A 24,084-nucleotide genomic window follows, 5' to 3' on the forward strand; every position below is an offset into this window, starting at 1 on the left:
GGGCTGGAAGCGTGCGCTGACTCGTGCGGACGGAGTCGGCCGGCGAGGCCGGACGGGAGGCGGCGCTGGTGCTGCTGGGCCGCGCCGATCGGCCCACCGCCGTCCTCACCGCCAACGATCTGCGGGCCCTGGGCGGCTACCAGGCGGCTCGGGAGTTGCGGCTGACCATCCCCGGCGATCTGAGCGTGGTCGGATTCGATGACCTGCCGGTGGCTTCCTGGGTGGAGCCGCCGCTGACGACGGTTCACCAGCCCCTGGTGGAGCCGGTCGAGTGCACGTGCTACCCCTTCGGACAGGTGGGTGGGGGCCTGTGGCGGTCCGGAGGCACCGGGACCGCCACAGGTGTCTGCAGGCCCTAGCGAACCAGGGGTGCGTAGTCGAACCAGTCGAAGTGGGCGGTCCCGGTGGCGGCGTAGAGGCTGATGACGCGTCCGGTGAAGCCGCCGGCGACCTCGGTGGAGAGGTAGCGGCCGTCCAGGGTGGCCAGCTCGGTCGCCGTTCCGTCGGCGGACTCGAAGCCGAAGACCAGGGAGTCCGGGCCGGTGCGCGCGCCGTGCGGCTCGGGGGCGGGTCCGGTGCGGACGAAGAGGGTCACCGGGCCTGCCGGGAGGGTGTGTTCGGCGGTGACGGTGCGCAGCGAGCCGATCCTGGCGATGACCGAGAGTCGGCCCCCGGGGGTCGCCTCGATGCTGTAGTGGTGGAACTCGTCCAGGCGCACGGCGAGCCCGCCGCTGCCGTCGGCCGTATCGATCAGGGTGCGGGCACGGAAGGCGAGGTGCTGCTGGCGGCGGCCCAGCAGGACCACGTCGGGCTCGTCCAGGGAGGCGCCGCGGGCGCGCAGGGTCAGCCAGCTGTCGCGCTCCTTGGTGCTGACCAGCTCGGTGGGCCGGTCGCGCAGGGAGATCCAGTGGTGTGCCAGGTCGCCGGGCTCGAAGTCGTCCCGCTCCGGCTCGGGGGTGGGGGCCGGCACCGGCCAGGGCAGCTCGGCGCGCTCCACGCCGACCTCGCCGATCACGGGCCAGCCGTCCTCCCAGCTGACCGGGGCCAGGAAGGTCTCGCGGCCGAGTACGTGCCAGCCGGGGGTGCCGCCCTGGGGCCGGACGGCCAGCAGCAGCATCCACCAGCTGCCGTCGGGCGCCTGCACCAGGTCGGCGTGGCCGGTGTTCTGGACCGGCTTGTTGGTGCCGCGGTGAGTGAGGATCGGGTTGGCCGGGCACGGCTCGAAGGGGCCGCTGGGGGAGGGGCCGCGGGCGATGGAGACGCTGTGGCCGCGTTCGGTGCCGCCCTCGGCGAGCATCAGGTACCAGTGGTCGCCGATGCGGTAGAGGTGCGGCGCCTCGGGCGCGATGGAGCCGGGGGTGCCGGACCAGACGGGGTAGGGCTCGCCGAGGATTTCGCCGGTAGAGGGGTCGAGGCGGACCTGGGCGACCCCGGCGTAGGTGCACCAGCAGGTGCCGTCCTCGTCCCAGGCGAGGTCGGGGTCGATGCCGGGGACGCCGGGGACGCGGACGGGATCGGACCAGGGGCCTGCCGGGTCGGTCGCGGTGTAGACCATGTTGCCGCCGCCGGAGGCGACATTGGTGACGATCAGCCAGAAGCGACCGTCGTGGTGGCGCAGGGTAGGGGCGTAGAGGCCGCCGGAGGAGGGGGTGTCCGGAGGGAGGTCGAGCTGGCTGGGGCGGTCCAGGGCATTGCCGATCTGGGTCCAGTTGACCAGGTCGCGGCTGTGGAAGACGGGCAGGCCGGGGAAGTACTCGAAGCTGGAGCAGACGAGGTAGTAGTCCTCGCCGACCCGGCAGACGCTGGGGTCGGGATGGAAGCCCGGGATCACCGGGCTGGTGGCGGAGGTCACGGTGTGAAGTCCTTGGCGGCGTGGTGGGTGGGCGGGTGGGCGGGCGCCGTTCAGGGCGCGAACGTCAGCGCGGCGAGACGCTGTTCACCGGTGAGTACGACCGTCAGTTCGCCGACCGTGCCGTGCTGGTGGCCCAGGGCGGCGCTGACGGTGGTCCAGGTGTACCGGTCGCCGGTCGAGTCCACCGGCAGTGCAGCGAGCAGCAGTCCGTCCGCGTAGACGTCCAGGCCGGCCGGGCCGGGCGCGGTGCGGGAGACCTCGGCGGTCAGCGTGGCCGCGCCGGTGAGGTCCACATTGCGGAAGACCAGCCGCGCTGCCTGGTTCGCGGCAGGCGTCACCGCGTCCCCGTCGGTGCGGCCGGCGTCGACGATGACGGCGTCGCGGTAGTCGTCGAAGTCCACGGCATGCAGTGGCCGGCCGACGGCCCGGCGGGGAGCGGGAGCCGGTCCGTCCACGGTGAACCGGGCGGTGAGCACGGGGTCGGCGGCGCTGCGGGCGACGAGCAGTTCGTAGCGGCCGGGGTCCACCGTGAAGGCGCCGGTGGCGACGTCCCAGTGGGCCAGTGCCTGCTCGACGGGCAGCCGGAACTCCAGTTCCGTCCACTCGCCGGCCGCCAGCCGGACCTTGCGGAAGTCGGCGAGGCGCAGCAGTGGCGCCTCGTAGCGTGCGTCCAGCGCGCGGACGTAGAGCTGGACGGTCTCCATTCCGGCCCGCTCGCCCCGGTTGCCCAGGGAGACCCGGGCCGTGACCGTTCCGTCCTGGGGCAGGCGGTCGGCGTCGAGGGCGAGTCGGGAGTAGCTGAAGTCGGCGTAGGAGAGCCCGTGGCCGAAGGGGTAGAGGGCGGGGGTGCGGTGGTACTGGTAGGTCCAGCCGGCCTTGATGATGTCGTAGTCGAGGCGCTCGGGCAGTTCGTCCTCGCCCTGGTACCAGGTCTGCGGGAGGCGGCCTGACGCGTCGGCATCCCCGCGCAGCACGCGGGCGAGGGCGCGGCCGGTCTCCTGGCCGGCGTGCGAGGTCCACAGGATGGCAGGGACGTGCCCGGCTGCCCAGTCCAGCGCGTAGGGGTAGCTGGACATGACGACCAGGACGGTGTCCGGCTGGGTGGCGAGGACCGCGCGCAGCAGGCGGTCCTGGTTCGGCGGGAGGTTCAGTCCGGCCCGGTCCTGGGTCTCCCGGCCGTTGATGTGCGGGTCGTTGCCCAGGACGACGACCGCGGTGTCCGCCGCGGCTGCGGCGGCGACGGCCTCGGCGACGCCGTCACGGACGACGGTGCGGGTGAGGACTGCTGCCATCGCCGGCGACTCTCCGGACATGGTGACAACGCCGGTGGCGGCGTGGACCTGCGCGTACCGGCCGGTGAGGACGCTCCGCAGCAACTCGCCCCCGTCGCCGTCGGGTTCGAGCCGGAAGGTCTCGTGGACGTCCCACTCGCCGGGCTGGTCCCGGTCGGCGGCTACCCGGCGGTCGGCGTCGCGCAGGGAGGCGTAGCGGCCGGTGGCGGACGAGCGCAGGGTGAGCACCCCGAGATCCCAGTCGAAGAGGTCGAACTGGGCGGACGGGTCGCTGTCCTGGGCTTCCGCCACCGTCAGCAGCCCGTGAGGTCCTGCGGCGGTGAGCGCCCGGCCGTCCGCCGTGCGCAGCACGATCCGGTCCACGCCCTCCACGCCCTCCACGCCCTGGACACCGAGGCCGTCGGCGACGGTGATCCGGTAGGGGTGGCTGCCGCTGTACCAGTCCTCGAACAGGGTGCAGGCCAGTGGGCCGACGACGGCGACCCGGCGGTCGGCGGGCAGCGGGAGCAGCCCCTCGTTCTTCAGCAGCACCACGGATTCGGTGGCCGCGCGCAGGGCGAGCTCCTGGTGGGCGGGGGAGTTGACGACCTCCCAGCCGATGCCGGCGTAGGGGTCGCTCTCGGGGTCGAACTCGCCCAGGCGGAAGCGGAGGGACAGCTGCCTGCGAACCGCCCGGTCCACGTCGTCCATGGTGAGCAGGCCGCGTTCGAGGGCTTCGGTGATGCGGCCGACGGTGACGGCGGTGTCCTCGCCGTGGTCGGTGAAGGAGTCGATGCCGGCCTTGAGGGCGGCGGCGTGCGACTCGGCGTGGTCGTCGAAGTAGTGCTCGGGGTCGACCAGGTTGGAGGGGGCCTCGGCGTCGCTGACCACGAACAGCTCGTGCCCGGTGGGTTCGGCCCAGCGCCGCAGCTGCTGCTCGATCAGCGGACTGACGTGGCAGGGGCGGCCGTTGACGAGGTTGTAGGCGGCCATGACGCCGGTGGCGGCGCCGGTGGCGATGGCGAGCCTGAAGGCGGCGAGGTCGTACTCGTGCAGCACCCGGGGGCGCAGCCCGGAGGAGGTGGTGCAGCGGTCGTCCTCGTTGTTGTAGCCGAGGAAGTGCTTGAGCACGGGGGCGGTGCGCAGATGCTCCGGGTCGTCGCCGGACATGCCCCGGCAGAAGGCGTCGCCGAGCCGGGCGGAGTGCGCGGGGTCCTCGGAGTAGCCCTCTTCGTTGCGTCCCCAGCGGGGGTCGCGCAGCAGGTTCACCACCGGCGCCCAGCCCTGGAGGCTGTTGCGGCCGGTGCCGACGGCCGGCGGGCGGTGGTGGTGGAAGGCGCGCTGTTCGACCGAGACGGCCTCGGCGACCTCGCGGACCAGGCTCTCGTCCCAGCTCGCGCCGAGGCCCACGGCCTGCGGGAAGGTGGTGGCCTCGCCCAGCCAGGCGACGCCGTGCAGGGTCTCGGTGCCGGTGCGGAACTCGCCGACTCCCAGCCGGGGGATCGCCGGGGAGTACTGGTGCAGCATGGCGATCCGCTCCTCGTCCGTGAGCTGGGAGAGCAGCTCGTCGACGCGCTGGGCCAGGGGAAGCCCGGGGTCGCGGAAATGGGGCGTGGCGGACACGGCGGCGGTGCTCACAGGTGAGGATCCCTTGCAGAACGGGCAGTCGGGCCGACAGGCGCGGTCGCGCAACCCTGCCGGTGGTGAAGCCCTTCGACGCTGACAGGCGATCACACCAGCGTCAAGAGAAAGTTTCGTTTGAAGTCGCCGGAAACTTTAAGTTGTCGTTTCTCTGTGCATGCCTTGCCTCCGGGGAAAGTGGCGCTTAACCTCTCGGCAACATCGAAGCGCTTCGACGGCTTCCGGCGGACAGGCCGTCAGTTCCCTGCAAGGGTCCGGCTGCACTACAGCGCATCTGCACGACGCTCGCCTCCTCATCCCACCCTCGAAGGGCAGCCCATGAGCATCGCCATGAGTCGTAGAACTTTCGTGAACGGCGCGGTCGCTGTGGCGGGAGCAGCCGCCCTGTCCCCGGTGCTCTCCGCCTGCGGCGGGGGCAAGTCCTCCCGCAGCAAGGGCGGCGCCAACAGCAAGACCGGTCTGGCCGCGGTGCTTCCCGCCTACGTGGCGAGCACGGCGGTCAAGCCGGACATCCCCTCGGTGACCGGGGCCGCAGGTTCCTTCACCGACCCGGGCTACCTGACCTACCCGGCCCACCCGGTCGCCACCGTCTCCGGCATACCGGGCAAGGGCGGCAGCTACACCGCGGTCATCCCCATGTGGGACACCCTCCCGCCCGCGGGCAACTCGTTCTACCAGGCCATGAACAAGACGCTGGGCATCAACCTCACCATGAAGCCGGCGAACGGCAACGACTACGCGACCATCATCCCGACGATGACCGCGGCGAAGAAGCTGCCGGACTGGATCAACCTGCCCAGCTGGTGGAACAACACCTTCAACATGGGTGAGCTGGTCGGGACCCAGCTGGCGGACCTCACGCCCTACCTGTCCGGGGAGAAGATCAAGAAGTACCCCAACCTGGCGGCGATCCCGACCCTCGCCTGGCAGGTCAGCACCTGGGAGGACAAGATCTACGGCATTCCCACCTTCGCCAGCGGGATGCCGCTGTCCGGAACGGTGTTCTACCGCCGGGACATCCTGGAGGCCAAGGGGATCACCGCCGACCAGGTCAAGTCCGCCGAGGACTACATGAACCTGGGCAAGGAGCTGACCGACGCCAAGGGCGGAGTCTGGGCGTTCGACGAGGTCTGGACCTCCATGTACCAGGCATGGGGACTCCCGGACAAATACAAGGTGGTGGACGGCAAGCTGGTCCACTTCTACGAGATGCCCGAAATGCTGGAGGCCCTCGACTGGCACTACCGGCTGGCCAAGGCGGGATACGTGCACCCCGACGCGCTGGCCGGCAACACCAACAACGCCAGCACCCGCTTCTACTCGGGCAAGGCCCTGATCCAGGGCGGCGGCACCGGGGCCTGGAGCCTCAGTGACTACCAGTCCGGAACCGCCGCGAACAAGAACTACCGCCGGGACGCCTTCAACATCATCGCCGCCGACGGCAAGTCCGACCCTCAGGTCTTCCTCGGTGCCTCCACCAGCATGCTGAGCTACTTCAACGCCAAGCTCTCCGGCGACCAGATCCAGGAACTGCTCGCGGTCGCCGACTACCTGTCCGCCCCCTTCGGCTCGGCCGAGTACACGATGGCCAACTACGGCGTCGAGGGCGTCCACCACACCCTGCAGAACGGTCTGCCCACGTACACCGCCGAGGGCAAGAAGACCGCTATGCCGAAGACCTTCCCGTTCCTGGGCGCGGGTCCCTCGGTGGTGTTCAATCCGGGCGCCGAACAGGTCACCCGCGACTCCCTCGCCTGGTGCACTGCTGCGAGCAAGCACGCCTACAAGCCGGTCTTCTACGGCATGAACATCACCCTGCCGGCGCGCTTCAGCACCATCGCCAACGCCCAGTCCGTCCAGGACGTCATCAAGGACGTCACCCACGGCCTGAAGAAGGTCTCCGACTACCAGGCGGCACTGGCCAGTTGGAAGAGCAGCGGCGGTGACCAGCTCAACGCGTGGTACCAGACCGAGATCCTCGACAAGCTCGGCACGGGTCAGTAGTCCGCACCAGTAGGCGGCGCCACGCAAGGAGGAACCGTGACCGTGACATCCACCACCAAACCCAAGAAGACCCAGGGGAGCCGCAGGGCCGAGCGAGCGGCCGGCGCGCGAAGCGGCCCGGCGGACAAGAGCCTCCCGGGGACCAGGATGACCTGGCGGATCCGGCTGCGCCGGGACAAGTCACTGATCATCATGACCCTCCCGGTCGTGGCACTGCTGCTGGTCTTCAACTACGCGCCGCTGTTCGGCCTGATCACCGCCTTCGAGTACTACGACCCGCTGGTCGGGGTGATGCACAGCGACTGGGCCGGTCTCGACCAGTTCCAGCAGTTGTTCAACGACCCGGTGTTCTGGGAGGCGCTGCGCAACACCGTGTGGCTGAGCTTCGTCCAGCTGGTCCTGTTCTTCCCGGTTCCGGTCGCCCTCGCACTGATGCTCAATTCGGTGATGAGCCCCCGGATCCGCAACTTCATCCAGTCCGTGGTCTACCTGCCGCACTTCTTCTCCTGGGTGCTGGCCATCACCGTCTTCCAGCAGATGCTCGGCGGGGCCGGCGTGCTCAACCACCTGCTAGCCCAGCACAATCTGGGCAGCTGGGACATCATGACCAACCCGCGCACCTTCGCCCTGCTGATCTCCGGCGAGGCGGTCTGGAAGGAGGCGGGCTGGGGGATCATCGTCTTCCTCGCCGCGCTCGCCGCCGTGGACCAGAACCTCTACGAGGCCGCTGCGGTGGACGGCGCGGGCCGGTGGCGGCGGATGTGGCACATCACCCTGCCCGGCATGCGCGGCGTCATCGTGCTGATGCTGGTCCTGCGGCTCGGCAACGCGCTCAGCGTCGGCTTCGAGCAGTTCCTGATCCAGCGCAACGCCGTCGGTCACGACACCGCCGATGTCCTGGACACCTTCTCCTTCTACTACGGCATCGCCACCAACAACTACAGCTACGGCGCGGCGGCCGGGCTATTCAAGAGCGTGATCTCGCTCCTGCTGATCTGGGGAGCCAACAGGCTCGCACACGCCTTCGGTGAGGACGGGTTGTACCGCAAATGAGCCAGACACTCAGTGACACCCCGACCCCGGCTCTGACGCTCCGTCCTGACCGGCACCCCAACCGCCCGGTGTGGGAGGAACCCCCCACGGCCGTCGGGCAGGGCCTCAAGGGTGGCGTGCTGCTGCTGGTGCTCGCAGCGGTCTTGGTGCCGCTGTGGATCGTCGTGGTCACCAGCTTCTCCACCCCCGGCGCCATCAACCGGGCCGGCGGCCTGGTCATCTGGCCCGACGGGCTGACGGTGGCCGCCTACCACCAGATGCTCGTCGACGGGCCGGTCACCCGGGCCGTCCTGGTCAGCCTGGGCATCACCGTGGTCGGCACCCTGCTCTCCATGACGGTCTCGGTGCTGTGCGCCTACGGGCTGTCCCGCTCCCGTTCCTTCGGTCACCGCGCCATCCTGCTGGTGCTCGTCATCACCATGTTCGTCGGCGGCGGCCTCATCCCCACCTACCTGGTCGTCACCGCCCTCGGCGGCTACGGACAGTACTGGGCGCTGATCCTGCCCAGTTCGGTCTCCGTCTTCAACATCCTGGTGCTGCGCTCCTTCTATTCCGGGACCGCCTCCGACCTCATCGACGCCGCCCGCTTGGACGGCTGCACCGAGTGGCGCATCCTGTGGTCGATCGTGCTGCCGACCTCCCGCGCGGTCACCGCGGTGGTGGCGCTCTTCTACGCGGTGGGCTACTGGAACTCCTTCTTCAACGTGATGCTCTACATGCCGACCGACAGCACCAAGTGGCCACTGCAGTACGTGCTGCTCCAGTACGTCAGCAACGGGATGACCATGCCGGGCGCCACCAACGGGGGATTCGGCTCGCTGCACACCCAGACCGCGCCGCTCTCCCTGCAGATGGCGGTGGTGGTGCTGACCCTGGTGCCGATCCTGATGGTCTACCCCTTCATGCAGAAGCACTTCAAGACCGGCATGCTCACCGGCGCGATCAAGGGCTGACCGGCATGGTGACACTGGCCCAAGTGGCCGAGGCGGCAGGCGCTCCCCGAGCACCGTGAGCTACGTCCTCAGTGGCAAGCGGGCGATCTCCACCCCCACCAAGAAGCGGGCCGAGGAGGCGATCGCCCGCCTCGACTACCACCCCAACGCCGGTGCCAGGGCGCTGGCCGGACGACGCTCGCACATCCTCGCGCTGGTGGTCCCGCTGCGCACCGACATCTACGTGCCGGTGATGATGGAGATCGCCATCTCGGTCACCGGCGGCACGCCGGTTCGGCTACGACGTCCTGCTGCTCGCCAATGACGAAGGATCGGCGAGGGTGCGCAGGGTGGCCGGCAGCGGACTGGCCGACGGCGTGATCCTGATGGACGTCCAGCTCGACGACCCCCGCATCGCCGTACTGCGCGAGACCGGGGCACCGGCGGCCCTGACCGGGCTGCCCGGCGACCCCAGCGGACTCGCCTGCGCGGACCACGACTTCGCGTAAGCGGGTGCGCTCTGCGCCGAGCACCTGGCCGAGCTGGGGCATCGGGACGTCGCCTTCATCGGCTACGCGCCGGCGGTCTACCAGCGCCACTCCGGCTATGCGGAACGGACACTGGGCGGCTTCCAGGCGGCGGCGGACCGGCTCGGTCTGCGGGTGCTGCACCGTCCCTGCGAGGGCACCTCCGAATCCGTGGCCGGGGTGGTCAGCCGGATCCTGGCAGACCGTCCCGACACCACCGGATTCGTCGTCCAGAACGAGGGCGCGATCCAACCGGTGCTGTCACTGCTGCGGGCCTCCGGGCGGGTCGTCCCCGAGGACGTCTCCGTGGTGGCGCTATGCCCGGAGCCCCTGGCCGAGCAGTGCTCACCGCGGCTCACCGCGGTCACCGGTCCGGCCGGGGAGCTCGGCGAACTCGCCGTGGAACTGATCGCCGACCGGCTGGCCGGGCGGCCCACGGAGGAGGTCACCCTGCTCGCGCCGGTCCTGACGCGCCGTGAGAGCACCGGTCCGGCGCCGCGCACGTATCCCGCGGCCGGCCTCGCCCCTACCCGAAAGAGCGTGAAGTGAGCACCAGCAGACTCACCGCCCGGCTGGGCGGCCTCGCCTTCGGCGGCGACTACAACCCGGAGCAGTGGGACCAGGAGACCTGGAAGGAGGACGACGCCCTGATGAGCCGGGCGCGGGTCAACCTCGCCACCCTCGGCGTCTTCTCCTGGGCGCTGCTGGAACCCGAGGAGGGCCGGTACGCGTTCGCCTGGCTGGACCAGCAACTGGACCGGCTGCACAGCTACGGCGTCGCCGTGGACCTGGCCACCCCCACCGCCTCCCCGCCGCCCTGGTTCACCCTGGCGCACCCGGACGCGATGCCGGTCACCGCCGAGGGCGCAGGGCTCGTCCACGGCAGCAGGGACACCTACTGCCTGGCCGCTCCCGCCTACCGGCGGGCCGCGCGCGGGATCGCCACCGCCCTGGCCGCCCGCTACGGCGAGCACCCGGCGCTCGCCCTGTGGCATGTCCACAACGAGTACGCCGCGGTCTGCTACTGCGACCACGCCGCCGCCGGCTTCCGGCGCTGGCTCCGCGAGCGCCACGGCAGCCTGGAGGCGGTCAACGCGGCCTGGGGGACCGCCTTCTGGAGCCAGCGCTACGGCAGCTGGGAGGAGATCCTGCCGCCCCGGGCCACCCAGTGGCACCACAATCCGGCCCAGGTGCTCGACTTCCGCCGCTACTGGTCCGACGAGGCCCTCGCCGCCTACCGCGAGCAACGTGACGCCATCCGCGTCCACAGCGACCTGCCGGTCACCACCAACCTCATGCTGCCCGGCTACCAGAACCTGGACCTGTGGGCCTTCGGCCGTGAGCTGGACTTCGTCAGCATCGACCACTACCCGATCGCGCCGGGCGTGGACGCCGCCGCCGACACCGCCTTCGGCGGCGACCGGGCGCGTTCCTTCGGCGGCGGAAAGCCCTGGCTGCTCATGGAGCAGGGCACCTCCACGGTGTACGGGGAGAACGCCACCCTGCCCAAGGAGCCGGGCGAGATCCTGCGGCACTCGGTGCAGCACCTGGCCCACGGCGCCGACGGCGCGCTGTTCTTCCAGTGGCGCCAGTCCCGCTCGGGGGCCGAGATCTGGCACTCGGCGATGGTCCCGCACGCCGGGGCGGACTCGCGGATCTTCCGCGAGGTCTGCGAAACCGGGGAGGCGGTGGCGCGGCTGGCCGAGGTGGCAGGTTCACGGGTCGTCGCCGAGGCCGCCGTGCTGCACGACACCGACTCCTGGTGGGGGCTCGAGAGCCGGGGGCTGCCGTCGAAGGATCTCGACTACCCCGGCACTCTGCGCCGCGCCCACCGTGCGCTGTGGGACGCCGGCGTCACCGCGGACTTCGCCCACCCGGAGGCCGAGCTGTCGGCGTACCGGCTGGTCCTGGCGCCGGCGCTGCACCTGCTCTCCGACGCCGCGGCCGAGAACCTGCGCGGCTACGTCGAGCAGGGCGGCACTCTGCTGGTGCAGTACTTCAGCGGCGTCGTCGACGAGAACTACCGGGCCAGGACCGGTGGTTACCCGGCCGAGCCGCTGCGTGAGGCGCTGGGAATCCGGGTCGAGGAGCACCGCCCGCCGGCGGCGGGGGCGGTGCTGAGGCTGTCCGACGGCATGGCGGCAGGCGCCTGGAGCGAGTACCTCCGCGCCGAGGGCGCGGACACCGTCGCCGCCTACGCCGACGGACGCCCCGCACTGACCCGCGCCGCCTACGGCGAGGGCGCCGGTTGGTACCTCTCGACCAGGCTGGACGACGCCGGCTACTCCGCACTGGTGCGCCGCCTGCTGTCCGAAGCCGAGGTCCGACCCCTCGTGCCCGGCCTGCCGCCCGGCGTGGAGGCGGTCCGCCGCAGCGCCGACGACGGCCGCTCCTGGCTCTTCCTGCTCAACCACGGCCGTGAGCCCTGGCACGTCCCAGTCGTCGGCTGGGAGCTTTTGACGGATCGTCAGGCAGCGGATGGGGGCGTGACATTGTCCCCCGGAGGCGTTGCCGTGCTCCGGCTGCCGTGATGCGCAGCGACTCACACCGGCCCACCCCCGATCCAGGACGTGAGGAACACGACATGCCCCTGACTGACCTCGGCCCCGAAGACCTGGTCGGCTACCGTCCGAAGTCGCCCGCCCCCGACGACTTCGACGCCTTCTGGCAGCGCACCCTCGCCGAGGCCCGCGCCCAGGGAGGCGCGGTGAAGACCGAGCGGGTCACCGAGCAGTACGGACTGCGCACCGTCGAGGTCGACGACGTGCGCTTCCCCGGCTGGAACGGCGAGCCGGTCGCCGCCTGGCTGCTACGCCCGCGCGGGGTAGAGGGCCCGCTGCCCGTCGTCGTCACCTACCAGGGCTACAGCGGCGGCCGCGGACTGCCCACCGAGCACCTGTTCTGGTCGGCTGCCGGGTACGCCCAGCTGGTCGTCGACACCCGAGGCCAGGGCCACGACACCCCGGACCGGGGGATGGGCGACGGCACCCAGTGGTCCGAGGGCTTCATGACCAAGGGCATCGACGCGCCCGAGAACTACTACTACCGGCGGCTGATGACCGACTGCGTGCGCGCGGTGGACGCGGTCGCCGAGCTTCCCGGGATCGACGGCGGCCGGATCATCGTGGCCGGCGGCAGCCAGGGCGGCGGACTCTCCCTCGCCGTGGCCGGCCTGATGACTGATCTCATCGCCGCCGTACTCCCTGACGTGCCCTTCCTGTGCCACTTCCGCCAGGGCGCCCGGATCGCCTTCGAGGGGCCCTACCAGGAGCTCGTCATGTACCTGCGCTGGCACAGCCGGCACAAGGCGCAGCCGACCTTTGCCACCCTCGACTACTTCGACGGCGTGCATTTCGCTCAGCGGGCCACCGCCCCCGCGCTGTTCAGCGTCGGCCTGATGGACCCCATCTGCCCGCCGTCCACCGTCTACGCCGCCTTCAACCACTACGCAGGCGTGGACCGCACCATCACCGTCTGGCCGTTCGCCGACCACGGCGGCGGCTACGGCTCCACCCCCGGGATCCAGCTGGCCTGGCTGCGCGAGCGCGGCCTGGCGCCCGGCACCACCCGAGAGGACGTACCCCAGTGACGCACGGCACAGCGCAGACGATCCGCTGGGGCCACTCGGCCCTGGCCATGGAGATCGCCCTGGACGAGGACGGCGCCGCCCGACTCGTCCACCTCGGGACACCCGGGGAGGCGGTCGGCGCGAGGCGCCCCGGCGCACCGCTGCCGCTGGTCGAGGTGACGGCGGGGGGCCAGGGCCGGCACCTCATCGACACCAACCTCGCCTCGCGGCTGCGGCACCGCTCCCACCGCGCGGGCCGTGACGGCGACTGGCACACGCTGAGCGTCGAACTCCACGACCCCGGCACCGGGCTCACCGCCGAGGTGCGCTACCGCTCCCCGGACGGCCTGCCGGTGCTGCGCAGCGAGGTGGTCCTGCGCAACGAAGGGCCGGATGCGCTGCAACTGGAGTCGGTCAGCTCGCTGGTGACCGGTTGCCTCACCGAGGACGGACCGGCGGGCCTGGACTCCGCCGACCTGATGTGGGCGGATAACGAGTGGTTCACCGAGCTCCGCTGGAAGCAGGAGCAGCTGCGGGACTCCTCGCCCGCCCTCAATGGCCGGGTCATGACCGGCCGGGGCGTCCGGTCCAGCAGCCGGTTCCTCCCCATGGGCGGCCTGACCGACCGTGAATCGGGTCGCACCTGGCTGTGGCAGATCGAGCACAACGGCGGAGGCTGGCGCTCGGAGTGCGGCGTCCGCGACGAGACGGCCTACGTGGCCCTGTTCGGTCCCACCGACGCCAATCACAGCTGGCGGCACCTGCTGGAGCCGGGGGCCGAGTTCCGCACGGTGCCGGTGGCGCTCGCTCTCGCTGCGGACGGCGGCCCCGACGAGGCCTTCGCCGTGCTCACCCGATACCGCCGGATCACCCGCCGCCCGCACCGGGACCACCTCCACCTGCCGGTGATCTTCAACGACTACATGAACTGCCTGATGGGCGACCCCACCACGGCCAAGCTGCTGCCGCTGGTCGATGCTGCGGCCGAGGCGGGGTCGGAGTACTTCGTCATCGACGCCGGCTGGTACGACGACGACAACGGCCACTGGTGGAGCTCCGTCGGCACCTGGGAACCAGCCGCCACCCGCTTCCCCGGGCCGCGCGGGATCCACGAGGTCCTGGACCGCATCCGGGAGCGGGGGATGGTGCCCGGCATCTGGCTGGAACCGGAGGGGGTCGGCGTGTCCAGCCCGGTCGCCAAGTCCCTGCCGGAGGAGGCGTTCTTCTGCCGCGACGGGCAGCGTGCGGGGGATGGCGGCAACCGGTACCACCTCGACCTGCGCCATCCCGCTGCCCGGGCCCACCTCGACCAGGTCGTGGACCGTCTGGTCGGCGAGTGGGGCGTCGGCTACCTCAAGCTCGACCACAACACCGACTTCGCCCGCGGCACCAGCAGCCACCCCGGGGAGGCCCCGGCCGACGGGCTGCTGGGCCACAACCGGGCCCTGCTCGACTGGCTGGACGGCGTCCTGGACCGCTACCCGGACCTGGTGATCGAGAACTGCGCCTCGGGCGGCATGCGCGCCGACCACGCCATGCTCTCGCGGCTGCAGCTCCACTCCACCAGCGACCAGGAGGACCTGCTGCTCTATGCGCCGATCGCCGCCTCCGCGCCCACCGCCGTCACCCCCGAACAGGGTGCGGTCTGGGCCTACCCGCAGGCCAAGCACTCCCCCGACGAGGTCGCCTTCACCATGGCCAACGCCCTCCTGGGCCGTATCCACCTCTCGGGGAAGATCACCGAGCTCGGGGCCGGGGAACGAGCGCTGGTCCATGAGGGGGTGGCGGTGTACAAGTCCATCCGCGCCGACCTGCCGCAGGCCGTCCCCGCCTGGCCGCTCGGCCTGCCGGCCTGGGAGGACCCATGGATCGCCCTGGCCCTGCACACCCCGGCCACCACCTACCTCACGGTCTGGCGCCGCCCCGGAGCGGACGACACCGCAGTCCTGCGGCTGCCCCGGCTGCGGGGAGCCGATGTCAGCACCGACCTGCTCTACCCCAGCAGCGGGCGACCGCACTGCGCCTGGGATCAGGATGCGGCCGAGCTCACCGTGACCCTGCCGGCGGCACCGTCCGCCGTGCTGTTGCGCCTCCGGCAGCCGGCCCGCCCCCCACAGACTTCCTGACCAGCACTCCGCCAGAGATCCACTCATCTCGAGAAAGGCACATGGCATGAGCGACATCCAGCCACTGGCGCACCGGCGCGCCCGAGGCCGCGGCCTCGGCCGCCTGGCCGCCCTGGTGACGGCCCTGGCCGTCATGCTGAGCCTGTCCGGCACCGCCGCGTTCGGCGCCGCCGACGTCCACGGCAAGGCGCTGCACCCGGTCGTCCGCGTCCCGGCCAAGGCCATCGACGCCGTGGCGCAGATGCAGCCCAGCTGGAACCTGGGCAACTCCCTGGACGCCCCCACCGAAACCGCCTGGGGCAACCCCCTGACCACCAAGGCGATCTTCGACACCATCGCCGCGAATGGCTTCCACAGTGTCCGCATCCCGGTGACCTGGGGCACCCACCAGTCCGCCACCGCGCCGTACACCATCGACGCCACCTTCGTGGCCCGGGTCAAGCAGGTCGTGGACTGGGCGCAGGCCGACGGTCTGTACGTCGTGCTCGACGCCCACCACGACTCGGTGAATTGGGTCAACAACATAACCACGGACCATGACAATGTCATGGCCCGCTTCGCCTCCACCTGGTCGCAGATCTCCGAGGCCTTCAAGTCCGAGCCGCGCACCCTGCTCTTCGAGAGCATCAACGAACCGCGGTTCCCTGGTGCCACGGCCGCGCAGGCGACCCAGTACCTGAACGAGCTGAACGTCTCCTTCCACACCGTGGTCCGCGCCTCGGGCGGGGCGAACGCGACCAGGATGCTCGTCCTGCCCACCCAGGGCGGCGATGGCGCCCAGCCCCTCCTGGACGACCTGTCCACCACCATCAACTCCCTGCACGACAGCCAGCTGGTGGCGACGGTGCACTTCTACAGCTACTACCCGTTCAGCGCGAACCTCGCCGGCGGCACCCTGTACGGCGACGTCGCCCAGAAGTACCTGGACGACTCCTTTGCCGATATGCACGACACCTTCGTCGCCAAGGGCATCCCGGTCTACCTCGGTGAGTACGGCCTGTTGACCAGCCCCAACTACTTCCACCCCGAATCAGTCGAGCGGGGCGAGCAGCTGAAGTACTACGAGCAGCTGGGATACGCGGCGCGCAAGTACGGCGTCACCACCGCCCTGTGGGACGCCTTCAACTACCTGAACCGTGAAACGCTCCAGTGGCGTGACCCGGGCCTCTTCGCGGCGATCAAGTCGAGCTGGACCACCCGCTCGGGCACGGCCTCCTTCGACAAGGTCTTCGTCTCCAAGTCCGCCCCGATCACTGCCGAGTCGCTCACGCTGAACCTCAACGGCACCCACTTCCTGGGCGTGTGGCAGGGCAAGACCAGGCTGCTCCCGGGGCGGGACTACACCGTCTCCGGAACCACGCTGACCTTCACCGCCAGTGCGCTGACCCGCCTGGTCGGCGACCGCGCCTACGGCACCGACGCCACGGTCCAGGCCCGGTTCTCCCGCGGGGTCCCGTGGAACATCGACATCGTCACCAACGACAACCCGACGGTGGCGGCGGCCACCGGCACCACCGACGGCCTGACCATCCCCACCCAGTACCGGGGCAACAACCTGGCGACCATGCACGCCACCTACGCCGACGGCACCAACGCCGGCCCGCTCGACTGGACCCCGTACCAGACGTTCAACGAGGCGTTCTCGCCCGACTACCCCAACAGCACGATCGTGCTGACCCCCCTGTTCCTCGCCTCGCTGCGTGACGGCGTCACGGCCACGCTGGTCTTCTACTTCTACAGCGGGCAGACCGCCACCTACAAGGTCACCAAGAACGGCAGCACGGTGACCGGCACCGTCGGCTGACCATCCGTCAACCATGCCCCGGCCGTCGGAGACCTCCGACGGCCGAGGTTCCCCATGACCAGACGAGCCCTCGTGCCCGCCCAGCCCCCGCACTCCGCCAGAGATCCACTCATCTCGAGAAAGGCACATGGCATGAGCGACATCCAGCCACTGGCGCACCGGCGCGCCCGAGGCCGCGGCCTCGGCCGCCTGGCCGCCCTGGTGACGGCCCTGGCCGTCATGCTGAGCCTGTCCGGCGCCGCCGCCTTCGGCGCCGCCGACGTCCACGGCACGGCGCTGCACCCGGTCGTCCGCGTCCCGGCCAAGGCCATCGACGCCGTGGCGCAGATGCAGCCCAGCTGGAACCTGGGCAACACCCTGGACGCCATCCCCAACGAAACCGCCTGGGGCAACGCCCTGACCACCAAGGCGACCTTCGACACCATCGCCGCGGCGGGCTTCCACAGTGTCCGCATCCCGGTGACCTGGAAGGATCACCAGTCCGCCACCGCGCCGTACACCATCGACGCCACCTACATGGCCCGGGTCAAGCAGGTCGTGGACTGGGCGCAGGCCGACGGTCTGTACGTCGTGATCAACATCCACCACGACTCGGAGGTATGGGTCTCGAACATAACCACGGACCATGACAACGTCATGGCCCGCTTCGACTCCACCTGGTCGCAGATCTCCGAGGCCTTCAAGTCCGAGCCGCGCACCCTGCTCTTCGAGAGCGTCAACGAACCGCGGTTCCCTGACGTCACGGCCGCGCAGAAGACCCAGTTCCTGAACGAGCTGAACGTCTCCTTCCACACCGTGGTCCGCGCCTCGGGCGGGGCGAACGCGACCAGGATGCTCGTCCTGCCCACCCAGGGCGGCGATGGCGCCCAGCCCCTCCTGGACGACCTGTCCACCACCATCAACTCCCTGCACGACAGCCAGCTGGTGGCGACCGTGCACTTCTACAGCTACTACCCGTTCAGCATGAACCTCGCCGGCGGCACCCTGTACGGCGACGTCGCCCAGAAGTACCTGGACGACTCCTTCGCCGATATGCACGACACCTTCGTCGCCAAGGGCATCCCGGTCTACCTCGGTGAGTACGGCCTGATGACCAGCCCCAACTACTTCCACCCCGAAACCGTCGAGCGGGGCGAGGAGCTGAAGTACTACGAGCAGCTGGGATACGCGGCGCGCAAGTACGGCGTCACCACCGCCCTGTGGGACGCCTTCAACTACCTGAACCGTGAAACGCTCCAGTGGCGTGACCCGGGCCTCTTCGCGGCGATCAAGTCGAGCTGGACCACCCGCTCGGGCACGGCCTCCTTCGACAAGATCTTCGTCGCCAAGTCCGCCCCGATCACTGCCGAGTCGCTCACCCTGAACCTCAACGGCACCCACTTCCTGGGCGTGTGGCAGGGCAAGACCAGGCTGCTCCCGGGGCGGGACTACACCGTCTCCGGAACCACGCTGACCTTCACCGCCAGTGCGCTGACCCGCCTGGTCGGCGACCGCGCCTACGGCACCGACGCCACGGTCCAGGCCCGGTTCTCCCGCGGGGTGCCGTGGAACATCGACATCGTCACCAACGACAACCCGACGGTGGCGGCGGCCACCGGCACCACCGACGGCCTGACCATCCCCACCCAGTACCGGGGCAACAACCTGGCGACCATGCACGCCACCTACGCCGACGGCACCAACGCCGGCCCGCTCGACTGGACCCCGTACCAGACGTTCAACGAGGCGTTCTCGCCCGACTACCCCAACAGCACGATCGTGCTGACCCCCCTGTTCCTCGCCTCGCTGCGTGACGGCGTCACGGCCACGCTGGTCTTCTACTTCTACAGCGGCCAGACCGCCACCTACAAGGTCACCAAGAACGGCAGCACGGTGACCGGCACCGTCGGCTGACCATCCGTCAACCACGCCCCGGCCGTCGGAGACCTCCGACGGCCGAGGTTCCCCAGGCCCCGAGGAGCCCTCGTGGCCGCCCCTTCTATCGATACAAATCCCACTCCCTGGAGCCACCCCGTGCCTACCGCCACCGCCACCGCTGTCATCAACCTCGACATCGAGGGCCCGACGATCAGCCGCCACCTCTATGGCCACTTCGCCGAACACCTCGGCCGCTGTGTCTACGGCGGCTTCTGGGTCGGGGAGGACTCGCCGATACCCAACGAGGGGGGTATCCGCCTGGATGTCGTGCGGGCTCTGCGCGCGCTGAACATCCCGAACCTGCGCTGGCCGGGCGGCTGTTTCGCCGACGAGTACCACTGGAAGGACGGCATCGGCCCCCGGGACCAGCGCCCCCGTATGGTCAATACCCACTGGGGCAACGTGGAGGAGAACAACCACTTCGGCACCCACGAGTTCATGGCCCTGTGCGAGCTGCTCGGTGCGGAGCCGTACATCAGCGGCAACGTCGGCTCCGGCACGGTGCAGGAGATGAGCGATTGGGTGGAGTACCTGACCCGTGACGGCGACAGCCCGATGGTGCGGCTGCGCAAGGCCAACGGCCGGGAGGAGCCATGGCGGGTGAAGTTCTGGGGTATCGGTAACGAGACCTGGGGCTGCGGCGGCAACATGCGCGCGGAGTATTCCGCCGATCTGGCCCGCCAGTACGCCACGTACTGCCGTGACCACAGCGGCAACACGCTGTACCGCATCGCCTCCGGCGCGAACGGCGACGACTACAAGTGGACCGAGACGCTGATGCAGCAGATCGGCTGCTTCGGCTGCGAGGCCACGCCCCGCAACTTCTTCCAGGGCCTGTCCGTCCACCAGTACACGGTGATCGGCCCGTGGGAAGCGAAGGGCAGCGCCACCGACTTCGACACGGACGACTACTACCGCACGATGCTGGAGGCCAAGCGGATCGACCGTATCCTCACCGGCCATTCCACGGTCATGGACTGCTATGACCCGGGCCGCAGGGTCGGGCTGGTCCTGGACGAGTGGGGCACCTGGTGGGACACGGAGCCCGGCACCAACCCGGGCTTCCTGTTCCAGCAGAACGCCCTGCGCGACGCCCTCGTGGCCAGCACTCACTTCGACATCTTCCACCGGCACGCGGCACGCCTGTACATGGCCAACATCGCCCAGACCGTCAACGTCCTCCAAGCCATGCTGCTCACCGACGGCGACGCGCTGGTCCTGACCCCGACGTACCACGTCTTCGAAATGAACAAGGGCCATCAGGACGCCACCTCGCTCGCCGTGCACCTGCATGCCCAGGACGCCAGGCGCAGGGTGGGGGACAGCGAACTCGACACGCTCTCCGCCTCCGCCAGCATCAAGGACGGCACGGTGCTGATCTCACTGACCAACCTGGACGCCGAGGAGCCCGCCGAGGTGACACTCGACCTGCGCGGCGGCTCCGTCGGCGAGCCGACCGGCCGCCTGCTGACCGCGGACCGGCTTCAGGTCCACAACACCGCGCAGACGCCCGAGGCGGTGGCCCCGCGCCCGTTCGACGCGGTGAAGTCAACCGGCCAGGGAATGGTGCTGACGATTCCCCCGCACTCGTTCCTCACCATCCAGGCACCCGTGGCCCACCTGCGCTGAGGCACGCCGCGGGCGTCTGCGCCCACCATCGACCGAGGGTAGACGTGGCAACCATCCAGGACGTGGCGAAGGCCGCCGGGGTCTCGGCGATGACCGTCTCCAATGTCATCAATGATCACCCGAACGTGCGCAGGGCGACGCGGGAGAAGGTCCTCGAGGCGATGGCCCGGCTCGACTACCGCGTCAATCTGGCAGCCCGCAACCTGCGCAAGGGCCGGACCGGCACCATCGGTCTCGCCATTCCGGGGGTCAACAGTGCGTACTACGGCGAGTTGGCTGCCGCCATCGTCGCCGCGGCCGTGCGGTACGACCTGCGGGTGAGCATCGAGCAGACCGGTGCGCTGCGCGAGAACGAACTGGCGGCGCTGTCCCTCTCACGCAACCGGCTGTACGACGGACTCCTCCTCAGCCCCGTGGGCATGGGCTCGGCCCATGCCGAGTGGCTCAACGTCGACTACCCGGTGGTCATCCTTGGTGAGCTGATCATCGGAGGCCCGGTGGACCACGTCGCCATGCCCAATGTCGACGCATCGAGGGCGGCCACGCGCCATCTGATCGATCGGGGCTGCCGGCGCATCGCGATCCTGTGCGGGCCGGTGGGTGAAGAGGTGGACGTGTCCAGCCTGCGCCACACCGGATACCGGCAGGCACTGGAGGATGCCGGTCTGCGGGTGGATCCCGCTCTGACCCAGAGCATGGAAGCGTTCACGATGCGGGCGGGTGCACAGCGCGCCCGGGAGATGGTGGAGAGCGGGCTCGGCTTCGACGGTGCGTTCTGCGTGACGGACACCCTGGCGATGGGCGTGCAGCGCGGCCTCGCCGACGTCGAGGTGCAGGTCCCCGAGCAGGTCAAGGTGATCGGCTTCGACAACGTCGAGAGCAGCGAGTTCCTCGTCCCCTCACTGTCCACCATCGATCCGGATCACGGCGCCATGGCCGAGCGGGCGGTCGCGCTCCTCGCCCGGAGGATCGGCCAGGCCGAGCTCCCGCAGGACCGGGAGGAGTTCGTCAGCCACTTCTCCCTGGTGGTACGGGAGTCGACCGGCGGCTGACCCGGCAGCCGCCTGCCCGACACAGAGCTGCTGACCGGCCATCAGGTTTGGCTGGGAGGACCACTACGACATGCTCAGCGCTTCGGCCGGGCCGTGCTGCCGCGGACGGTGAGGGTCGTGGCGATCTCGGTGCCGCCCTGCTGGACCTCCTCGCGACGGCCGAGGGCGAGCGCCAGTTCGGTCGCGGCGGCTGCCATCTCGTTGAGGGGCTGGTGCACCGTGGTCAGCGGCGGCTCGGCCCATGAGGCGATCGGCAGGTCGTCGAAGCCGACCACGCTCAGGTCGCGGGGGACGGACAGCCCGAGTTCTCCGGCGGCCTGGTAGACGCCGAGCGCCTGCGGGTCGGAGACGGTGACGAAGGCGGTGGGCCGCTCGGGGAGGGCGAGCAGCTCGAGCGCGGCGGCCCGGCCGCCCTCGCGGGTGAAGGGGGAAACGGCCAGCAGCTCGGGATCGGGCGTCAGTCCGTCCTGGGCGAGCGCCGCGAGGAAGCCCGACTGCCGGGGCACGATGACGGGCTGGCCGGTGCCGATGATCATGGCGATGCGGCGGTGCCCCAGGTCCAGCAGGTGCCGCATCGCGGCCTGCCCGCCGCGGAAGCCGGTGGAACCCACGAACGGAACCTCGTCGGGGAGGTCGTCGAGCGGATCGATGATGACGAAGGGAATGCCCGCCGCGGTCAACTGCTCGCGTTCCTCCGGCGAGAGCCGGTTCACCGCCAGGACGCAGTTCGGCCTGCGGCCGGCTGTCTCCTCGATCGAGCGCCCCGGTGGGCCGTCACCGCGGACCTCGGCGACCATCACCACGGCCCGGTGCTTGCGCGCTGCCCGCTCAACCCCGCGGATGACCTCAACCGCCCACAGGCTGTCGAGCTCACGGAAGACCAGCTCCACGACGTTGCTGCGGTTGCCGACCGGCTTGCGGTAGCCGTGGAGGGTGATGAGTTCCTCGACGCGCGCGCGGGTCTTGTCCGAGACGCCGCCGCGCCGGTTGAGCACCTTGGACACGGTCGGAATGGAGACGCCCGCCGATTCCGCGATGTACGCGATCGTGACGGCACCCGGCTCCGCGCCCGCTTCCGCGCCCGCTTCCGCCCGGTCGTCCGTCGCCTTCATGCCGTCCCGTTCGTCGTGCCGCCGTGCTGCCGGGGAGGCGCGGTGCTCTGGCGGACCACCAGTGCGGTGGCGATCTCCACCCCGGTCTGGGGCAGTTCCCCGCCCCGGCCCAGCGCGAGCGCCAGGCCGGCGGCGGTGGCTGCCATCTCCCGCAGCGGCTGGTGCACCGTGGTCAGCGGAGGATCGAGCAGCGCCGCGACCGGCAGATCGTCAAAGCCTACGACGCTCAGATCGCCGGGAATGGACAGCCCCAGCTCCCTGGCGGCCTGGTAGACGCCGAGCGCCTGCATGTCGGAAGCGGCCAAGACCGCGGTCGGCGGGTCGGGGAGCGAGAGCAGCTGCCGTGCGGTCGCATGGCCGTCCTCGAAGGTGATGGGCGTCCAGGGCGTCAGCCCGGGCTCCGGGGACAGGCCGGCCTCGGCCAGCGCGGCGAGGTGGCCGGCCTGCCGGGCCACACAGTAGGGGTGGTCAGGACCGTTGATCATGGCGATGCGGCGGTGCCCGAGCCCCAGCAGGTGCCGCGTCGCCGCTTGGCCGCCGCGGAAGTTCGTGGCGCCGACATAGGGCGTGCCCTGCGACAGCTCGGTGATCGGGTCGTAGACGACGAAGGAGATGCCCCGTGCCGTCAGCCGCTCGAGCGCCGAGGCCGGGAGGGGCCGCACCGACAGGCAGGGGGCTCCGGCGCGCAGGGGCAGCAGCTCACCGGAACGGGCCGCGAATCCGCTCACCACAAGTCCGACCTGCTGCTCCCGCGCGACGGCTTCGATGCCGTGCAGGACCTCCTCGCTCCACATGTTCGTCAGCTCGTGGAAGACCAGCTCGACGAGCTCGCTGTTGTCACCCGGCTGGTCGGCGCCGTGGTGCCGCAGCAGCTCCTCCACGCAGGCGCGGGTGCGCTCCGGCAGGGCGTGGTGGTCGTCCGACGGCGTCGGCGGCTGCGGAGCCGGGAGGTCGGCGGGATCGGTCATGCAGGCGATCGTGATGGAGTTCAGGGTGTCGCCCGGAGCGGCCAGGTCCTCGCCCTCGCCTTTGTCCGTCACATTCGCCTCCTGGTTCACGCCGGTGCGTCCACGACCGCCGCCCTTGCCGGACAGGCCCGGCCGAGGGGCGGCCTGCCTGCCGGGGACATTGTGGCACTTCACGGCACCGGGCGGGGATTGGTTCGCCTGGGCGGGACCTTTCGGCAGGCTTCGAGGGCCGGCGCGCCCTCCTGCTGCGCACACCCGCGCGCCGGACCCGTGGACCGGGCCCGGCGCGCGGGTGTGCCTACTCGGCTGCTAGGCGATGATCGCGTCGACCAGCGAGGCCCAATTTCCCTGTGATGAAGGGTTCTTGGTTCCGGTGACGGTGACCTTGAGGGTGTGGTTCGAGGTCGGGTCGAGTCCGTCGGCGGTGAACACCGGTGCGTTCATCCCCTGGGTGGAGTTGCGGTACAGGTCCACGGAGGTGGCCGCGCCGCCGTCGACGGAGACGCTCATGATGCCCTGACCGTTGTAGGCCGTGGAGTTCAGTGCCACGTAGCTGCCCTTGAAGCTCAGGGTGGCGGTGTCGCCTGCGGTGTTGGACCTTGGCTACGGGTTGGCTAAGGGCTTGCAG

15 protein-coding genes and 2 pseudogenes are annotated in these 24,084 nt (G+C 70.4%); 12 read left to right on the forward strand and 5 right to left on the reverse strand.

Going from position 1 to position 24,084, the window contains the following annotated elements; all coding sequences use genetic code 11:
• Positions 1–44: 44 nt before the first annotated feature.
• Positions 45–359 (forward strand): annotated as a pseudogene (locus OOK07_RS41785) (substrate-binding domain-containing protein); the annotation flags it as partial.
• On the opposite strand, the gene OOK07_RS41790 reads toward OOK07_RS41785, so the two are convergent.
• Complete coding sequence (locus OOK07_RS41790; protein WP_266801778.1) at positions 356–1,852, reverse strand: glycoside hydrolase family 43 protein; 1,497 nt, start codon at positions 1,850–1,852, stop codon at positions 356–358. The pseudogene OOK07_RS41785 and the gene OOK07_RS41790 overlap by 4 nt on opposite strands.
• A gap of 50 nt (positions 1,853–1,902) precedes the next feature.
• Positions 1,903–4,761: a glycoside hydrolase family 3 protein gene (locus OOK07_RS41795; protein ID WP_266801779.1), complete on the reverse strand. Its 2,859-nt coding sequence runs from the start codon at positions 4,759–4,761 to the stop codon at positions 1,903–1,905.
• A 333-nt stretch (positions 4,762–5,094) separates the two neighbouring features.
• On the opposite strand from OOK07_RS41795, the gene OOK07_RS41800 reads away from it, so the two are divergent.
• The 11 genes and pseudogenes from OOK07_RS41800 (at position 5,095) to OOK07_RS41850 (ending at position 21,376) form a co-directional block, all read left to right on the forward strand.
• The gene (locus tag OOK07_RS41800) at positions 5,095–6,768 is read left to right on the forward strand and encodes a type 2 periplasmic-binding domain-containing protein (protein WP_266801780.1); all 1,674 of its coding nucleotides are present in this window, start codon (positions 5,095–5,097) and stop codon (positions 6,766–6,768) included.
• A gap of 42 nt (positions 6,769–6,810) precedes the next feature.
• The gene (locus OOK07_RS41805; RefSeq protein ID WP_405673689.1) at positions 6,811–7,821 is read left to right on the forward strand and encodes an ABC transporter permease; all 1,011 of its coding nucleotides are present in this window, start codon (positions 6,811–6,813) and stop codon (positions 7,819–7,821) included.
• Positions 7,818–8,774: a carbohydrate ABC transporter permease gene (locus OOK07_RS41810; RefSeq protein ID WP_266801782.1), complete on the forward strand. Its 957-nt coding sequence runs from the start codon at positions 7,818–7,820 to the stop codon at positions 8,772–8,774. The genes OOK07_RS41805 and OOK07_RS41810 overlap by 4 nt, the downstream gene beginning before the upstream one ends.
• A 5-nt stretch (positions 8,775–8,779) precedes the next feature.
• Positions 8,780–9,829: pseudogene (locus OOK07_RS41815) on the forward strand (LacI family DNA-binding transcriptional regulator).
• On the forward strand, positions 9,826–11,811 hold the full coding sequence (locus OOK07_RS41820; protein ID WP_266801783.1) for a beta-galactosidase: 1,986 nt from the start codon (positions 9,826–9,828) through the stop codon (positions 11,809–11,811). Before OOK07_RS41815 ends, OOK07_RS41820 begins: the two are co-directional and overlap by 4 nt.
• A 53-nt stretch (positions 11,812–11,864) precedes the next feature.
• Positions 11,865–12,869 (forward strand): acetylxylan esterase, encoded by a 1,005-nt coding sequence (locus OOK07_RS41825; protein WP_266801784.1) that lies wholly within the window; start codon positions 11,865–11,867, stop codon positions 12,867–12,869.
• Between the two features lie 47 nt (positions 12,870–12,916).
• On the forward strand, positions 12,917–14,974 hold the full coding sequence (locus tag OOK07_RS41830; RefSeq protein WP_266802315.1) for an alpha-galactosidase: 2,058 nt from the start codon (positions 12,917–12,919) through the stop codon (positions 14,972–14,974).
• A gap of 46 nt (positions 14,975–15,020) precedes the next feature.
• Positions 15,021–16,778: a cellulase family glycosylhydrolase gene (locus tag OOK07_RS41835; RefSeq protein ID WP_266801785.1), complete on the forward strand. Its 1,758-nt coding sequence runs from the start codon at positions 15,021–15,023 to the stop codon at positions 16,776–16,778.
• 132 nt (positions 16,779–16,910) lie between these two features.
• The gene (locus tag OOK07_RS41840; protein ID WP_266801786.1) at positions 16,911–18,671 is read left to right on the forward strand and encodes a cellulase family glycosylhydrolase; all 1,761 of its coding nucleotides are present in this window, start codon (positions 16,911–16,913) and stop codon (positions 18,669–18,671) included.
• A 120-nt stretch (positions 18,672–18,791) separates the two neighbouring features.
• Positions 18,792–20,324, forward strand: coding sequence for an alpha-N-arabinofuranosidase (locus OOK07_RS41845; RefSeq protein WP_266801787.1), 1,533 nt, complete (start codon positions 18,792–18,794; stop codon positions 20,322–20,324).
• A 44-nt stretch (positions 20,325–20,368) separates the two neighbouring features.
• On the forward strand, positions 20,369–21,376 hold the full coding sequence (locus tag OOK07_RS41850) for a LacI family DNA-binding transcriptional regulator (RefSeq protein ID WP_266801788.1): 1,008 nt from the start codon (positions 20,369–20,371) through the stop codon (positions 21,374–21,376).
• Between the two features lie 74 nt (positions 21,377–21,450).
• Here the strand turns inward: OOK07_RS41850 and OOK07_RS41855 are convergent, their stop codons facing one another.
• From OOK07_RS41855 to OOK07_RS41865, 3 genes are all read right to left on the reverse strand, one after another.
• On the reverse strand, positions 21,451–22,488 hold the full coding sequence (locus OOK07_RS41855) for a LacI family DNA-binding transcriptional regulator (RefSeq protein ID WP_266801789.1): 1,038 nt from the start codon (positions 22,486–22,488) through the stop codon (positions 21,451–21,453).
• On the reverse strand, positions 22,485–23,528 hold the full coding sequence (locus OOK07_RS41860) for a substrate-binding domain-containing protein (RefSeq protein ID WP_266801790.1): 1,044 nt from the start codon (positions 23,526–23,528) through the stop codon (positions 22,485–22,487). The genes OOK07_RS41855 and OOK07_RS41860 overlap by 4 nt, the downstream gene beginning before the upstream one ends.
• Positions 23,529–23,765: 237 nt before the next feature.
• Complete coding sequence (locus OOK07_RS41865) at positions 23,766–24,005, reverse strand: hypothetical protein (RefSeq protein ID WP_266801791.1); 240 nt, start codon at positions 24,003–24,005, stop codon at positions 23,766–23,768.
• Positions 24,006–24,084 lie beyond the last annotated feature (79 nt).

The organism is Streptomyces sp. NBC_00078, from assembly GCF_026343335.1.
Classification (GTDB): Bacteria; Actinomycetota; Actinomycetes; order Streptomycetales; family Streptomycetaceae; genus Streptomyces.

Excerpts from the sequence above, each read along its gene's own strand:
- OOK07_RS41800 (WP_266801780.1), top strand. The coding sequence starts at position 5,095 with ATGAGTCGTAGAACTTTCGTGAACGGCGCGGTCGCTGTGGCGGGAGCA.
- OOK07_RS41810 (WP_266801782.1), top strand. The coding sequence starts at position 7,818 with ATGAGCCAGACACTCAGTGACACCCCGACCCCGGCTCTGACGCTCCGT.
- OOK07_RS41825 (WP_266801784.1), top strand. The coding sequence starts at position 11,865 with ATGCCCCTGACTGACCTCGGCCCCGAAGACCTGGTCGGCTACCGTCCG.
- OOK07_RS41830 (WP_266802315.1), top strand. The coding sequence starts at position 12,917 with ATGGAGATCGCCCTGGACGAGGACGGCGCCGCCCGACTCGTCCACCTC.
- OOK07_RS41835 (WP_266801785.1), top strand. The coding sequence starts at position 15,021 with ATGAGCGACATCCAGCCACTGGCGCACCGGCGCGCCCGAGGCCGCGGC.
- OOK07_RS41840 (WP_266801786.1), top strand. The coding sequence starts at position 16,911 with ATGAGCGACATCCAGCCACTGGCGCACCGGCGCGCCCGAGGCCGCGGC.
- OOK07_RS41855 (WP_266801789.1), bottom strand. The coding sequence starts at position 22,488 with ATGAAGGCGACGGACGACCGGGCGGAAGCGGGCGCGGAAGCGGGCGCG.